Source organism: Flavobacterium algicola (genome assembly GCF_022399565.1).
Lineage (GTDB): Bacteria > Bacteroidota > Bacteroidia > Flavobacteriales > Flavobacteriaceae > Flavobacterium > Flavobacterium algicola.
Genome location: NZ_JAJTUT010000001.1, coordinates 659,546 through 675,551 on the forward strand (window position 1 = coordinate 659,546; position 16,006 = coordinate 675,551).

The 16,006-nt window shown below is 33.7% G+C and carries 14 protein-coding genes and 2 tRNA genes; 4 read left to right on the forward strand and 12 right to left on the reverse strand.

The features are described from left to right. The first annotated feature begins 11 nt into the window (after positions 1-11). Positions 12-641 (forward strand): response regulator transcription factor, encoded by a 630-nt coding sequence (locus LXH21_RS02830; protein WP_239862589.1) that lies wholly within the window; start codon positions 12-14, stop codon positions 639-641. Here LXH21_RS02830 and dnaG read toward each other — a convergent pair whose 3' ends face one another. The 3 genes from dnaG to rlmN all read right to left on the reverse strand — a co-directional run bounded on the left by dnaG (position 642) and on the right by rlmN (position 4,845). After that, positions 642-2,609 carry a DNA primase gene (dnaG, locus tag LXH21_RS02835; RefSeq protein WP_239862591.1) on the reverse strand — a complete coding sequence of 656 codons (1,968 nt, stop codon included), beginning with the start codon at positions 2,607-2,609 and terminating at the stop codon, positions 642-644. It lies immediately after the preceding gene. A gap of 80 nt (positions 2,610-2,689) precedes the next feature. Continuing rightward, positions 2,690-3,667, reverse strand: a complete 978-nt coding sequence (locus tag LXH21_RS02840; RefSeq protein ID WP_239862593.1) for a polyprenyl synthetase family protein — start codon at positions 3,665-3,667, stop codon at positions 2,690-2,692. A 134-nt stretch (positions 3,668-3,801) separates the two neighbouring features. Next, a complete protein-coding gene (gene rlmN / locus LXH21_RS02845) occupies positions 3,802-4,845 on the reverse strand; it encodes a 23S rRNA (adenine(2503)-C(2))-methyltransferase RlmN (RefSeq protein WP_239862595.1) in 1,044 nt (347 codons plus the stop codon). A 296-nt stretch (positions 4,846-5,141) separates the two neighbouring features. On the opposite strand from rlmN, the gene LXH21_RS02850 reads away from it, so the two are divergent. Beyond that, positions 5,142-5,783, forward strand: coding sequence for an O-methyltransferase (locus LXH21_RS02850; RefSeq protein ID WP_239862597.1), 642 nt, complete (start codon positions 5,142-5,144; stop codon positions 5,781-5,783). Between the two features lie 164 nt (positions 5,784-5,947). Here LXH21_RS02850 and LXH21_RS02855 read toward each other — a convergent pair whose 3' ends face one another. From LXH21_RS02855 to LXH21_RS02880, 6 genes are all read right to left on the reverse strand, one after another. Next, on the reverse strand, positions 5,948-6,514 hold the full coding sequence (locus tag LXH21_RS02855) for a phosphatase PAP2 family protein (protein WP_239862598.1): 567 nt from the start codon (positions 6,512-6,514) through the stop codon (positions 5,948-5,950). Then, entirely contained in the window at positions 6,514-6,840 is a 327-nt protein-coding gene (locus tag LXH21_RS02860; protein ID WP_239862600.1) for a Sec-independent protein translocase subunit TatA/TatB, read from the reverse strand. Before LXH21_RS02860 ends, LXH21_RS02855 begins: the two co-directional genes overlap by 1 nt. Positions 6,841-6,953: 113 nt before the next feature. After that, positions 6,954-9,194, reverse strand: a complete 2,241-nt coding sequence (locus LXH21_RS02865) for a M1 family metallopeptidase (protein ID WP_239862602.1) — start codon at positions 9,192-9,194, stop codon at positions 6,954-6,956. Between the two features lie 64 nt (positions 9,195-9,258). Then, the gene (locus LXH21_RS02870; protein ID WP_317208776.1) at positions 9,259-9,762 is read right to left on the reverse strand and encodes a DUF6702 family protein; all 504 of its coding nucleotides are present in this window, start codon (positions 9,760-9,762) and stop codon (positions 9,259-9,261) included. After that, entirely contained in the window at positions 9,759-10,517 is a 759-nt protein-coding gene (locus LXH21_RS02875; protein ID WP_239862606.1) for a hypothetical protein, read from the reverse strand. Before LXH21_RS02875 ends, LXH21_RS02870 begins: the two co-directional genes overlap by 4 nt. A 94-nt stretch (positions 10,518-10,611) precedes the next feature. Next, the gene (locus tag LXH21_RS02880; protein ID WP_239862607.1) at positions 10,612-11,355 is read right to left on the reverse strand and encodes a hypothetical protein; all 744 of its coding nucleotides are present in this window, start codon (positions 11,353-11,355) and stop codon (positions 10,612-10,614) included. Positions 11,356-11,492: 137 nt separating this feature from the next. On the opposite strand from LXH21_RS02880, the gene pepE reads away from it, so the two are divergent. Then, positions 11,493-12,200, forward strand: a complete 708-nt coding sequence (gene pepE / locus LXH21_RS02885) for a dipeptidase PepE (RefSeq protein WP_239862609.1) — start codon at positions 11,493-11,495, stop codon at positions 12,198-12,200. A gap of 34 nt (positions 12,201-12,234) precedes the next feature. Here the strand turns inward: pepE and LXH21_RS02890 are convergent. The 3 genes from LXH21_RS02890 to LXH21_RS02900 all read right to left on the reverse strand — a co-directional run bounded on the left by LXH21_RS02890 (position 12,235) and on the right by LXH21_RS02900 (position 13,369). Further along, a tRNA-Gly gene (locus LXH21_RS02890) sits at positions 12,235-12,307 on the reverse strand. Positions 12,308-12,348: 41 nt separating this feature from the next. Continuing rightward, positions 12,349-12,421 (reverse strand) — tRNA-Gly (locus LXH21_RS02895). A 204-nt stretch (positions 12,422-12,625) separates the two neighbouring features. Next, positions 12,626-13,369: a murein L,D-transpeptidase catalytic domain family protein gene (locus LXH21_RS02900; RefSeq protein ID WP_239862610.1), complete on the reverse strand. Its 744-nt coding sequence runs from the start codon at positions 13,367-13,369 to the stop codon at positions 12,626-12,628. A gap of 188 nt (positions 13,370-13,557) precedes the next feature. On the opposite strand from LXH21_RS02900, the gene LXH21_RS02905 reads away from it, so the two are divergent. Beyond that, positions 13,558-15,969, forward strand: a complete 2,412-nt coding sequence (locus LXH21_RS02905; RefSeq protein WP_239862612.1) for a DUF5916 domain-containing protein — start codon at positions 13,558-13,560, stop codon at positions 15,967-15,969. Positions 15,970-16,006: the final 37 nt, after the last annotated feature.

The following is a 16,006-nucleotide window of genomic DNA, read 5'->3' on the forward strand; positions in this document are numbered from 1 at the left end:
AATTAAATACCATGATAAAAGTTTGTTTAGCTGATAGCTTACCCGTAGTTCACTTTGGAGTAAAATCATACTTTAAAGACAATGCCGAAATATCAATTACTGCCAATGTAGGTAGCTTTTTGATGATACGAGACATTCTACTTACCAAAGAGATAGATGTTTTGATACTAGACCTTGAATTAGAAGGACTAGCAAGTATATTTGAAATCAAATCTATACTTAAGAATTTCCCAAAAACTAAAGTTATTATTTTCAGTAGTTTATCTGAACAAATTTATGCTCCAAATGCTATTAAAGCAGGTGTATCTGGATATGTTCACAAAAAAGAAAAACTAGAAACTCTTGGTCAATCTATTATAAAAGTGAGCCAAGGAAAAATTATAATGAACGAGACCGTTAAGAAAAACCTAGCTCTTATAGCTAAGCAAAGTAAAAGCGAACGTTTGTATAGAAAACTTTCTAACCGTGAGGTTGAAGTTTTACGTTACTTGAGTGGTGGTAAAAAGAACCACGAAATCGCTACAATCCTTGGATTAAACGAAAAAACAATTAGTACTTACAAATTAAGATTATTGACAAAATTAAACGTAACCAATCTTGTAGATTTAGTTGAAAAAGCTAAAAAACTTGAAATCGTATAATTAAAATCGAGACATTACTCTACCAAGTTTTTTCGAAAAGGCAGTAGTTAATGTATTGTAATCCATAATCATACCTATTGACTCCGTATTATCTGCATCAGGTAATATGGAGTTTTTTAATTCATCTATAATGCTCCCCACAAGATACCATCTCATAGTCAAAATAGTTTCACTTACATTTTGAGCAATAGTATCATTCTTAGATTTCGGAAAAATATTTTGACCTTCCCAATCGTGCATTACCAATTTCTCATCTTCCATTAGAATGTCGGTCACTTCTTGAGCATATTCTGCTGGTAAATGCATCAAGTATTGCTCTAAACTAAAGCTTTCGTTCTGCAGATAATGATTTATTAAATCATTAAATATTGCTCTAAACAATGGATTGGCCAACTCTACTTCATCTTCTTGAAGACTTAAATATATGCGATAAAATACCTTTAAGCGTTTCTTTTCAACTACATTTTCAATTTCACCTTCTTCATTAGTTTTCATAAACGTATCTTCAAACTCCTCTTCTTTATTTCCGTAAAGAAGCAAGATTTCGATAATTTTACGTTCCAAACGATATAATATATCCACTTTTTCAATCGACTCAGGACTATCGTTCTTGAGAACTTCAAAAGTCTTATTTTCCTTTTTGTGTTTTTTTTCTTCTTCTACATTGTCTTTTTGAGTCAGTTGTGCTAGCGTACTTACCAAAACTTGTTCGGATATATCCATAATACGCGAACATTCCTGAATGTAAATCTCGCGCTGAATACGATCTGGAATTTTAGATATGCTCGTGACCATATCTCTAATTAAGTCTGCCTTTTTTATTGGATCGTTCTTAGCTTCATTCATTAAAAGCGAAGCTTTAAATTGAATAAAATCTTTAGAATTACTTTCCAAATAAGCGACTAAATCATCATGTGAAGTTTTTCGAGCAAAACTGTCTGGATCTTCTCCATCAGGAAAAGTACAAACTTTCACATTCATCCCTTCCTCAAGAATCAAATCGATTCCACGTACAGAAGCTCGCAGACCAGCTGCATCACCATCAAATAAAACTGTTATATTTTTTGTCAATCGATTAACAAGGCGAATTTGATCAGGAGTTAACGCTGTACCAGATGAAGCAACGACATTTTCGATTCCAGATTGATTAAATTGTATCACATCTGTATATCCTTCTACCAAATAACAATTATTCAGTTTTGCAATGGCTTGCTTAGCTTGAAAAATACCATAAAGAACTTTACTTTTATGATACAAATCACTTTCTGGTGAATTGAGATACTTCGCCGCCTTCTTGTCATTTGTCAATATTCTTCCTCCAAATCCCAAAGTTCTTCCCGACATACTTTGAATTGGAAACATTACACGACCTTTAAATCGATCAAACGGACGATCATCACGAGGGATGGTCAAACCGGTACTTTCTAGGAATTCTAGTTTATAACCCTTCCCTAATGCTTCCTTGGTAAATGCATCCCAGCCTTCAGGAGAATAACCTAATCCAAATTTTTCGATTGTTTCATTTGTAAAACCACGCTCTTTAAAATAAGACAAACCAATAGCTTTACCTTCTTCTGACCTCAACAATGTTGAATGGAAATAACTTTTTGCAAATTCAGAAACTAGGTACATACTCTCACGAGCATCCATGTTAGCTTTTTCCTCTTCACTTTGTTCTGTTTCTTCTATTTCAATATTATACTTCTTTGCCAGATAACGAATTGCTTCTGGATAGGTAAAATGTTCATGCTCCATAATAAAAGCAATAGAGTTACCTCCCTTACCAGAACTAAAATCTTTCCAGATACCTTTAGCCGGGGAGACCATAAAAGATGGTGAACGCTCATCTGAAAAAGGACTTAAACCTTTGAAATTACTACCTGCACGTTTTAAATGTACAAAATCACCAATAACCTCCTCTACACGAGCAGTCTCGAAAACAGTATCTATAGTCGCTTTTGAAATCAATTTATTTTGGTATTATAGAAGTTGTAAAATTAATAACAGGCAACTACAAAAAGTTGCTGCCACGCATTATTGATTAAGTTTTATTTTTTTCTTTCGATAACATAATTAACCATCAATATTAGAGCGTCTTTAAAGTCAGACTTTGGGTAGTTCTCTAATATCTGCAAAGCTTCTTGTTGAAAAGCTATCATCTTATTTTCGGCATACGTTAATCCATTATTGTCTTTTACAAATGCAATAACTTCTTTAACGCGCTTTTTATCTTTATTATGATTTTTTATCGAATTGATCAACCATGACTTTTCTTTTGATGTACAATTGTTTAAGACATAGATTAAGGGTAGAGTCATTTTTTGTTCTTTGATATCAATACCTGTCGGTTTACCAATTGCTTCATCTGAATAATCGAATAAATCATCTTTGATTTGAAAGGCCATCCCGATAAGTTCTCCAAATTTTCGAATATTCTCTACTTGAATTTCATCATCAATTACCGATTTTGCGCCAAGCGCGCAACAAGCAGCAATAAGAGTGGCTGTCTTTTTTCGAATAATTTCATAATAGACATCCTCTGTGATATCAAGTCGTCTTGCTTTCTCTATTTGAAGCAATTCACCTTCACTCATTTCCCGAACCGCAACTGATATAATTTTTAGCAAATCAAAATCACCATTATCTATTGAGAGTAACAAACCCTTAGATAATAAATAGTCTCCAACTAAGACGGCTATTTTATTTTTCCAAAGCGCATTAATCGAGAAAAAACCACGACGGCGATTACTATCATCTACCACATCGTCATGAACTAAGGTGGCTGTATGTATCAGCTCTATCACGCATGCGCCACGATAAGTTCGCTCATTAACGTGACCATCAGAAACCATTTTGGCACACAAAAACACAAACATAGGTCGCATTTGTTTCCCCTTCCTATTGACAATATAATAGGTAATTCGGTTCAACAAAGCAACTTGTGAAATCATAGAATCACGAAACTTTTTTTCAAAAAGTTCCATTTCGTCAAAGATGGGTTGTTTTATTTGTGAAGTAACATTCATTTCGGTTTCAAATATACTGCTTTTAATAAAAATAGCACCTATAAAGCGCCGTTGAAAACTCGAAAAAATGGATAGTATTAAATTATTTAAGGCTAAAAATCCCTTTTATAAATTCACAAAAGGGATTAAAAGTTCTATGCTTCTTTATTAGCCAATTGTCCGCAAGCAGCGTCTATATCTTTACCTCGACTGCGTCTAACTTTAACAACTACTCCAATACTTTGTAATCCTTTAATATATGCATTTGTAGCCTCTTCTGATGCTTGTTGAAACTCACCATCATCGATTGGGTTGTATTCGATTAAATTTACCTTGCAAGGAACATATTTACAAAATTTAACCAAGGCATCAACCGATTCTTGATTATCATTAATACCTTTCCATACCACGTATTCATAAGAAACTTTTGATTTGGTTTTTCGGTACCAATATTCTAGAGATTCCCTCAAATCAGCTAAAGGAAAGTTAGCACTAAACGGCATAATCCTAGCTCTAATTTCATCAATAGCAGAATGCAGTGAGACTGCTAATTTAAACTTTACATCGTCGTCAGCTAATTTCTTTATCATTTTTGGTATCCCAGAAGTTGATACCATAATTCTTTTTGGAGACATTCCTAATCCTTCTTCTGAAGTGATCATCTCTATAGCTTTCATAACATTATTATAATTCATCAAGGGTTCCCCCATCCCCATAAAAACAATGTTAGACAACGGATGATTGTAGTACAATTTACTTTCCCTATCAATCGCAATTACCTGATCGTATATTTCCGCTGGTTCAAGATTACGCATACGTTTCAATCGAGCAGTAGCGCAAAAATTACAATCTAAACTACAACCCACTTGACTGGAAACGCAAGCCGTAGTTCTAGTTTTAGTCGGTATCAAAACAGATTCTACCACTAGACCATCATGCAAACGAAGAGCATTTTTTACCGTACCATCTTCAGAACGCTGCATGGTATCCACTTTAATATGATTGATAACAAAATTAGATTCAAGCATACCTCTTGTCCCTTTGGCAAGATTGGTCATATCATCAAAACTATGTGCTCCTTTGCTCCACAACCATTCATAGACTTGATTACCACGAAAAGATTTATCTCCGTTGGCAACAAAAAAATCTCTCAATTGTTCTTTGCTTAAAGCTCGTATGTCTTTTTTCTCTATTTCCATGGCGCAAATTTACTGACTATTTATCGATTTGTTGTTTTGATGACCTACAATAATAGCTTAAATTTAAAAATTGCTAAAGTTTATTCATTTTCGAAAGTAGGCAAACCCAATATATCACTTACCATAATCTCATTTATTCCGATTATCAGTAGTCAACTCAATACATTTAAAACTGCATCTTAGCGATTACTATTTACAAATGGATTACTTATTACAAAACAACAACTATTAACCTACTTGATAATGCAGCACTATTTTAAAATTTAATAACTTTACAGCCAATAAAATTCAAATAGATGCACTTTCTCTCACAAGATTTAGAAGATTATATCGAACAACATTCTGAAAAAGAGCCTGCTTTACTAGCTGCTTTAAACAAAGAAACGTATCAAAAAATACTACTTCCAAGAATGTTAAGTGGTCATTTTCAGGGACGTGTATTGAGTATGCTATCAAAACTAATTAGACCTTTAAATATCCTAGAAATCGGAACATACACCGGTTATTCTGCTTTATGCCTTTGCGAAGGGATGCAAGATAATGGTACCTTACATACAATTGATATTAAAGAAGAGTTGGTAGACTTTCAGCGCAAGCACTTTGACAAATCACCTTGGGGAACACAAATCACGCAGCACTTAGGTGAAGCAACCGATATAATACCCAGATTGAATGTTAAATTTGATCTCGTTTTTATCGACGCCGACAAGGAAAACTACATTAATTATTTTGAAATGATTGTGCCGAAAATGAATAAAGGAGGAATTATTCTCTCGGACAATGTTTTGTGGAGCGGAAAAGTTGTTCAAGAAATACACCCTAATGATGTGAGCACTCAAATCTTGGTCAACTATAATAAATTACTTCGAGATGATCCTAGAGTTGAAACGGTCTTGTTACCGATACGCGATGGACTTACTGTGAGTCGAGTTCTGTAATTTGATATAAAGTTTTAGCCCAGATCGAAATGAAAATCCTTGGGGTCGATAATAAACTTTTTTATTGGAATAAAAGAGCGACCAACGGAAGCTCCTTTTATTACTTAGAAAAAATTATTAATTGATCCCAAGATTGCAATGAAGCGCTGGAATTGCTACCAAAATTAAGTAAGAGGAAAATATTTTATTTGTGCTAGTTTATACATTTTAAATACTGCATAACCGGAAAAGGCACCAAATAAATATCCGCACAATATGTCACCTGGATAATGTAAACCAAGGTAAATACGGCTATATGCAAATATCAGAGGCCATAAAAATATCCAGTACGATTGCCTGTAATAAGGCTGAATTAATTTGTAAATAAATACTGCAGAAGCCATGCTATTGGCTGCATGCCCAGAGAAAAAACTAAAAGTAGAACTTGATTTAACGACTCTAATCATTGTGTTTATTTCGGGATTACTACCAGGGCGCAATCTTTCAAATCCATATTTAAACATATTAGTGACTTGATCGGTAATCGCTATTAAAATTGCCACAAAAAGCAATACAAAGAGCGTTTGCTTAGTGCCTAATTTCTTGTAAATAAGATATAAAAAGAAGAGAAAAATTGGTGTCCAATTGGACTGTTTGGTTATAAATAGCCACAAACCATCATATGATTCAGAGCCTAGGCTGTTAAGGAATATAAATAATTGTCTATCAAATGATACTATACTTTCAATCATTACATTTGACGTTTAACAGGACCCGATATTTCTTCAATATCCTCTTTCAGCTTGTTGGCATGTGTAACCGTATCACCCAAAAGATCTTCTGTAGCCTTACTAAGTTTACTATTAATATTCCCTGTCATATCACCTAATGATTTTTTATCCAAACCATTGTCTTCAATTCCTTTGTGAATTTCACTTTTTATATCATTGGTAGCATTTTTAACTTGAGCAATTGTCTTACCCAAAGTACGTGCTATTTCTGGAACTTTATCAGATCCAAAAAGCATTAATACAATAAACATAATAAAAACCAGTTCTCCTCCGCCGATACCAAACATATAATTATTTTTTTTATTAATGCAAAGATATTAAATTTTGCAGCCATGCGTTTTAATTAAATCATAAAAATAGAAAAAGACTCAGTTACGAGTCTTTTTTGGAGTTAAATTGATTAATCAAATTTAGATTTTACTTGCTGTTTTGGCCAAGTGTTATTTGTTACATCTATATCTGCTGTTTCCAATTTTGGATCTATTTGTATTTTCTTTATTGCTTTTTCGGTAGCATACACCTTTTTAGCTACTTGGTTGCCTCTTCTCCAAATCTGAGCTGGGTATTTAAAATTTTCTACCGTATCGTCCTCATAAGTAAGTTGAACAAGAATTGGCATAATCATTCCGCCTGGTTTATTAAACTCCACTTCATAAAAGTACTTAGGTGATTTTAAACTTCCTCTTTCTTCGGTAGAAAGTGAACCTACATATTCTGACAATAACTTTACCTCGTCAATTTTAAGTGCCTTTTTATCTTTTGCCGACAATTCCGCATTATTACTTTCGACCAAATAAACAAATGGCCCAGGCTCTAGACCAAAACGTCCTTTTCGCACTTTCGAATCTTTCAAGGCTTCAGTTGGAGTTTCGGTTACATAATATTGTTTCACATTGCTAATACCGATGTCCACAAAATCTGTTGAATAAAACCAACCTCTGAAGAACCAATCTAAGTCTACTGCAGAAGCATCCTCCATTGTTCTAAAGAAATCCTCTGGCGTTGGATGTTTGAATTTCCATCGATTTGCATATACTTTAAAAGCATAGTCAAACAATTCTCTCCCCATAATGGTTTCTCTAAGAATATTAAGTCCTGTTGCTGGTTTACCATATGCATTATTACCAAATTGGTTTATTGTTTCTGAGTTGGACATAATTGGTTCTAAATATTTTTGGTCACCACTCATATAAGGAACAATATTCTTTGCTGGACCTCTGCGAGATGGGAAATTCGTTCCCAACTCATCTTCTGCCATAAATTCCATAAACGAATTCAAACCTTCATCCATCCAAGTCCATTGACGCTCATCTGAATTTACAATCATAGGAAAAAAATTATGACCCACTTCATGAATCACCACCCCAATCATACCGTTCTTAACTTGTTCGCTAGTTACTCCATTTTCGTCAGGACGTCCAAAATTCCAGCAAATCATAGGATATTCCATTCCCTGATCAGCTGCGGATACAGATACTGCTTTGGGATAAGGATAATCAAACGTATGAGCAGAATAACTTTTAAGTGTATGTGCTACGGTCATGGTCGAAGTTTCACCCCACAAAGGATTTGCCTCTTTTGGATATACTGAAGCTGCCATTACAACTTTGTCTTGCAATTGTACCGCCATAGCATCATATATAAATTTTCTAGAGGTAGCGATACCAAAATCTCTAACATTTTTTGCGCTAAATTTCCAAGTTTTCTTTTTATTTGAGAAACCTTTTTCTGCTGCTTCAGCCTCCGCTTGAGTTACAATAACAACAGGTTTGTCAAATGATTTTTGAGCTTGCTCATATCTTTTAACTTGTTCATCTGTAAAAACATCTTTTCTATTAGTAAGCTCACCCGTAGCTTCCATAACGTGATCTGCAGGAACAGTAATACTAACATCAAAATTACCAAATGGCAAAGCAAACTCTCCATTTCCCCAAAATTGCATATTTTGCCATCCTTCGACATCATTATATACTGCCATTCTCGGGTAAAACTGCGCTATAACATAAAGTCTGTTGTTCTCTTTTTCGAATAATTCATAGCCAGATCGACCACCTTCTAATTGGTAATTATTAATATTATACCACCATTTAATCGAGAAAGAGAGACTTGCACCTGGTTTCATTGGTGTTGCCAAGTTGATACGCATCATTGTATGATTAATGGTATAGGACATTGGTGCTCCTTTGGCATCTTTTACATACTCAATATTAAAACCACGTTCTAAATCTTTTTGAAAAAATTTGTTTGAAAAGTTTTTTGCTGGAAAAGTTTGTTCCATAGCACTACTTTCTGCTAGTGGCGTTTCGGAATCTTTTGCATCGTGATTCTGATCTAACTGTACCCACAGGTACTCCAAAGTATCAGGTGAATTATTAGTGTACGTTATAATTTCAGACCCCATTAATTTGGCGTTTTTATCATCAAGCTCCACCTCCATTTTATAGTCGGCTTGTTGTTGATAGTAAGCGGGACCAGGAGCCCCAGACGCCGTACGAAACATATTAGGCGTAGCTAATAAATCATACATTTGACTAAACTTATTCGTATCATATCTTCCTTCTTGTTTTGGAAGTGCATTTTTTTCATTTCCTTGTGCAAAGAGTAGCACTGGAAAAAGTAATAAGAATGTAATTTTCTTCATGTTTAGCAATCAAGTTGTTTAAGTGCGTGAAAATAAGATTTTTTCACAAACCTGATGCCTCCATCTAAAACTTTAACACATGATTCGTTACGGATTCTGTAAAGAGAAAGCTCTGTTTGGCTCCAAAACCTGTGAAATGTGCAATGTTTTGTTGCTCTTCGTCGAAATCGGTCAAAATAGCATTATGAGTTTCTAATGATTTTACTTTACTAATATCTCTAATAGTGAGATAACAAATTAGAACATCACTTTCTATTTCCTTACTTAAATAGTTCATTGGCATAACTGAACCATTAACCTTTAAATAAAATTTCTCGGCTAAGTATTTCCGCATCAAAACAACATCTTCAGCACTTTCTTGAGTTGTACCTAAATGAGTTGTTTTATGGTATTTTTTCTCTAGGGCCTTATTTAAATCATCAACAAATACCCTCGTGGTTATCTGAAGCATTTTCTTTTCTGGCGCATAATGTATTTGAAAAATGCCCATATAGAATTTATGAATATTAAAACTGGTAAGAACTATAAAACTGAAAACTAGTACTATATAAAAAGTATTTTTTCTCATTTCCCTGCTGCACTAATTTTTTTAAATTCTTTACTCTTTAATGTAAGAAAGTCAATCAAGTGAAATTCTGATTCTGGATTCATTAAACTTCTTGATTTGGAATCATTTTCACAATAAACCAAAAATAGTTTGATTTGGTCATCTTGTAATTCCAAGGTATTAGATAAAAAATTATAATCAACATGAGTAATTACATAATCTGAGAAAGCTGTGTCTTTATAGAAGTCTTGCTTACCTGGATTATCTTTACGCATCGTTTTTAAAATACCTTTATAAATCCTTACGAAGTCCATTCCTTTATCGATAGATTGATCAGAGGGCATTACCGAATTTTTTGGAGACGATAATGCATCATCAAAAAACCTTGCATCTACTATTCTCTGAGTACTTCCTGAAACAGGATGGATTTCTTTCTGAGCTAAAATAATGACTTCGGCCAACTCATTTGTAAACACTTCTAAGGGAACTATTATTTTAGGCGTTATAAAATCTTTTTCGGTCAAAATTAGTTTTTTCGACTTAAAAACCAAACTGGAGAAAACCAAAGTATCGTTGACACTTGCCATGATCTCAAAGGAACCATAAGCATTAACAGTTGCTCCCGAACTGTGTTTGGTATTAAATACAATGACATCTTCTACAGGTATCAACTGATTGCGAACTTGCCCTTTTACCATCTTACTAGTTTCTATTTGCGCAAAAAGTGCTTGGCAACAAAAAAAAGCGATCGATACTATTCCTAATTTATTTTTCATCTACTGTAAATTTATATCTTATTTAGCTTGATCTTAAAATCAATTACTATCCGTATAAAGTTACGAGTTTAAGAATGAAAATTAATTATCATTTTCAATTAGTTTCACCCGAAATGCCTTTCTTATACATTTCAGCCAGTTGGCCTAATAAAAACTCTATACTAACTTTATTTTTCGTCTCTAAAACTTTTGTGAATTTAGGGTTTTCGACTGCATAATACATAAAGCCTTTTACATAGAGAGGCGGAATTTGTAATTTATTTATAAAGTGCGACTCATCAAACATATATTCTAACTGCTGCATAAAACTTTCCTTCTTTTCTACAGCAAGCTCTTTTTTGAGCATTGACGTACGTCCCGAAAATATATTCAGCAGAGGATCTAAGCCTACAGATACACCACCCGAACCGCTAAAATCACCCGCCGCTAGAAGTTTTCTTTCTGCTGCAGTATAAGAACGTTGCCCAGCAGGAATTATTCCTAAATTTACCGCATTTAAATGGCTGTATCGACCAATCACCACCTCATCAAGATAATTCATTAGAGGAACCATATTGACATTCAACCGTTGACCAGCAATATGTGCCTTTGTTACAGCTATTGATAATCTATTAAATTGAAACATAGAAAATATTATACTATCACCTTCTACTGCGGGAATTGTAAAACCTCCTCTTCTATCAGTTTGCACCATCTTCTCTGTTTTAAGGTTTATCACGTATACGCTTTCTAACTCAGACAAGGAACTACTCACACTACCACTAACCAATGAGGTTGCATTTTTTTGGGAATAAGCTAGTGTAGAAATAAAGAAAATAAAATAATATAATAACCTCATAATTTAACAGTATCGGGTAAAAGTATCTATAAGACTTTAAAACAAATCCCAAGTACGTGGTAAATATATGTTAATAATACCCGCCAAACCAATAGACACCCTAAACTGATTTCATATCTTTATCCTAAAAAGTAAAAATGAAAAATATAATAATCGCCAGTACTTCTACAATTCATGGTGAAAAGCATTTAGAATACTTATTGCCAGAACTGAGTATTCATTTTAAGGACTGCAAAACCCTTTTATTCATTCCGTTTGCAAGACCAGGTGGCATATCACATGATGAATACACTGAACTGGTTGCAACCACATTTAAAAAAATCAATATTAAAGTGCAAGGAATTCATGAACTAGAAGATCCGATCATGGCAATAAAAGAAGCAGAAGCTATTTTCACTGGAGGAGGAAACACATTTGTACTCGTATCTCAATTATATGCACACAAAATCATGAGTACGATCACGGAAGTAGTAAAAAACGGAACACCTTACCTTGGCACTAGTGCGGGTAGTAATATCTGTGGGCTCAGCATGCAAACTACCAACGATATGCCAATTGTTTACCCTCCAAGCTTTCAAACATTAGGATTAGTACCTTTCAACATCAATCCGCATTATCTTGATACCGACACAACTTCCAAGCACATGGGAGAAACGAGAGAAACAAGAATCAATGAATTTCATGCCTTTAATGCAATTCCGGTAATAGGACTGCGAGAAGGTAGTTGGATTGAGGTTCGAAATAGCAAAATAAAACTTAGAGGAACATTGTCGGCACGACTTTTTAGAAAGGGTCAAGCAGCAGTTGAGATGGAAAAAAACTCCGACTTAACTGATTTAAAATAAAAAACCGAAACAAAACTGTTTCGGTTTTTTGAAGAGCGAAAGACGAGGCTCGAACTCGCGACAACCAGCTTGGAAGGCTGGAGCTCTACCAACTGAGCTACTTTCGCATTAAAAATATTTTACAAGCAATTAACACATTTGCTCTTAGAGCGAAAGACGAGGCTCGAACTCGCGACAACCAGCTTGGAAGGCTGGAGCTCTACCAACTGAGCTACTTTCGCATTATTACTGGCGCAAAGATAGGTAATAAGTTGAATTGAAAACAAGTTTTTTTGAGTTTTTTTACTAAAAAAGTGATCGAAAATTATAACGTTTTTAAAACTAAATCGTTAGCTCCAAACTTTTTTTAAAATATTGAGTTTAAAAATAAAAATCTAAGTACAAATTGACGCAAAGAAACTTGAATCTGGATTTGAGCTCGTACTTTAAGATACTAAATGTGACATTATTTCATCACTATTAGAAGAATGGTAAATAAACAAACATGACTTATCTTTGATTGTTTGAATTATTTTATTGGTCATCTCTACTGGAATAGCTGGACAACCCAAACTTCTACCTAATCTTTTATTATTTTTTATGAAAGAATTCGAAACATAGTCAGCACCGTGAATTACAACAGCTCGTTCTCTTGCGTTATCATTTAATCCTTTCTCTAGCCCATCTAAACGTAAAGACATGCCGTGCTTACCATTATAAATTTCTGCCGTAGCATAAAAGCCTAAGCTACTTTTAAAAGATTCTGGTGTATTAGAGAAATCACCAGCAAATTCATCTCCAGAATTTCTACCGTGAGCTACAAGCGAATTGAACATTATAGTATTGGTATCAAGATCAATTACCCAAAGACGCTCCTTGTTAGAAGATAGACTAAAATCAATAAGTGTCAAAATATTTTTCTGAATCAAACCTTTCTCCTTTAATAGATAAAAACCTTTTAGGGCTTGGGAGTAGATTTTAAAATTTGGAACTTCAAATTCATTTGAATTTAAAGTTTCATACATTTTCTCTTCATTTGTTTGAGGAGCTTCAGGAATTTCTCCGTTATGTAAAGAGGCAATTTTTTTCGAATTGCTATCATTAATCTCTCTCGCATCAGAACCAGATAGGTTCATAAAAAGTGACAAACAAATAACAAAAAGTAGACTAGTTAAAAATTTATAACGCATTGATATAGATTAAATTAAACAATAGATTTGGGGCTACAAATATAGAATTACTTTCCAATTATACAAACTTAATTAACATTATTGGCCTAGACTATAACATTCGCAGAATAAATACTACAAAAACATCTTAAGCTTAGTTGCATGTTGTTAAAATTATGTTATTTTTGCCGCAACACAATTTACACTTTATGACTAAATATTCGTTATTATTTCTTTTTATTTGTTTTATAACAAATGCTGAGGTCTACAGTCAAAAAAAGAAACTTTTATCTCAAAAAAGAGATTCTAAAATACTCACAGACAATAGTAACGATACTATACAACGCAACTTTAATAGTTATATTGCAAAAGACTTTATAATGTATGAACCAGATAATGGTAAAGCGATTCCTTTTAACAAAAGGACCGAAGTACAAGTTCAACATGATAATGTAGCATTATACATCACAGCTACCATGTATGATGATCAACCCAGTAAAATTTTAAAAGAGATAACTACTCGTGATGTATTTGGTGCATCTGATCATTTTTCGATTTACATAAATGGTTTTAATGATGGCCAGCAAGATTATCGCTTCTATGTGAGTGCAGCAGGAGTACAAATGGATTGTATTGCCACCAAGGAAGAAGAAGACTTTACTTGGGATGCTATTTGGGATAGTAAAGTGAAAATAACGGACTTTGGATGGACTGTAGAAATGAAAATTCCGTATGCTGCCCTACGCTTTCCTAAAAGTAAAAATCAAACATGGGGACTTAACTTCATGCGCGAAATCAAACGAAATGTTCAAAAATACACTTGGAACTACATTGATACCAAAATTGAAAACCCAATTACACAATCTGGACTACTTGAGGGCATCTCAGACATAACACCTCCTACCCGACTGTTTTTCATACCCTATGTTTCTGCCTATTACCAGCACGATCATTATGCTTCTGACCGAACTCTAAAAGCAGGATTAGATATAAAATATGGCATAAATGACGCCTTTACTCTTGATGCTATCCTAGTGCCTGACTTTGGTCAAACAAAATTTGATAATGCTATTCTTAATTTAGAGCCATTTGAGCAAACACTTACTGAGAACAGACCTTTTTTCACCGAAGGTACCAACCTCTTTAATAATGGTAATTTATTCTATTCTCGAAGAATTGGTGGAAGTCCGATTGTAGATTATTATACATTAGCAGATCAAATTGGGACTACTGAAGAAATTACAAATTACCCCACTAGTGTCAATCTAATTAATGCGGTAAAAATATCCGGAAGGACCAAAAAAGGTTTAGGTATAGGATTTCTTAATGCTGTCACTCAAAAAACAGAGGCAACAATTAATAATACCGACACAAATACGTCACGAAAGGAGACTGTACAACCATTAACCAACTACAACATCATAACATTAGACCAACGCTTCAGACAGAATTCATCTGTTTCTTTGATCAATACGAATACAATTCGTGACGGAAGCTACAGAGATGCCAATGTTGCGGGATTAATATTCGATTTAAATACTACATCAAACGCTTACAATTTATATGGTGACTATAAATATAGTACTGTAAAAGATATTGAAGATTATGATGGTTACAAAGCCTCTATCGGTTTGTCAAAAACATCTGGGCAATTTCGTTATGACATGTCAGTAAAATACTTGTCCGAGAATTACGATACAAATGATTTAGCGCAGTTGTTTTATAGTAATTATCGAAATGCTTATTTAGAGGGAAGTTATCGTATCGTCAACCCTACCAAAGTATTTAATACTCTTCGAGCTATTCAATATTTTAGTACAGATGTGGAAAACACAACTAATAAATTGCAGACAGCGGTATCTAGTACACAATTTAAAGTATCAACTTTAAAAAATGATATTTTTGAAGTCGCTGTAAACTTGACTCCGGTCGAAACATTTGATTTTTACGAACCTAGAGTTGCAAATCGATTTGTATCTATCCCCGAACATATTAATGCAGTTTTTAGTTTTGTATCAAATCCGAATCGACCACTATCGATAATCGTTGAACCATCTATTATAGCTTATTCAGAAAAAAACAGAAATACTTACGGACTTTACTTTAGTTCAAAATACATCTTTAATACAAAATTATCTCTTTCTTTTGTTTCTGAATATTTTCTAAAGGAGAACGATAGAGGATTTGCTGATTTTGACAGTGATAATATCATATTCGGAAATAGGATGCGTCAAATATCACAAAATGATTTTATCGGAAAATATGCCATTACAAATAGAATGTCACTTAATCTTACTGCTCGTTATTACTGGTCCTACTCAGATATAAATCAGTTTTTGACTCTACAAAATGACGGAAAGTTAATCGACAACAGTACCTTTACCGAAAACAAGAATAGAAATTTTAATTCCTGGAATTTTGACTTAGCTTACTCTTATTGGTTTGCTCCAGGTAGCGAAATCTCTATTTTATACAGAAATTATTCCCAAACAAGCATAAATGAAATCGCAGTAGATAAGAAACTGAACCAAAATTTCTTAAATGTTTTTGATGGTAACTTGACCAACATCCTTTCTGTGAGAATACGCTATTTCATAGATTACAATTCAATAGTAAAATAAGATGTGCTGGCTTTTTTAACGTTACTTCAGCAAATTC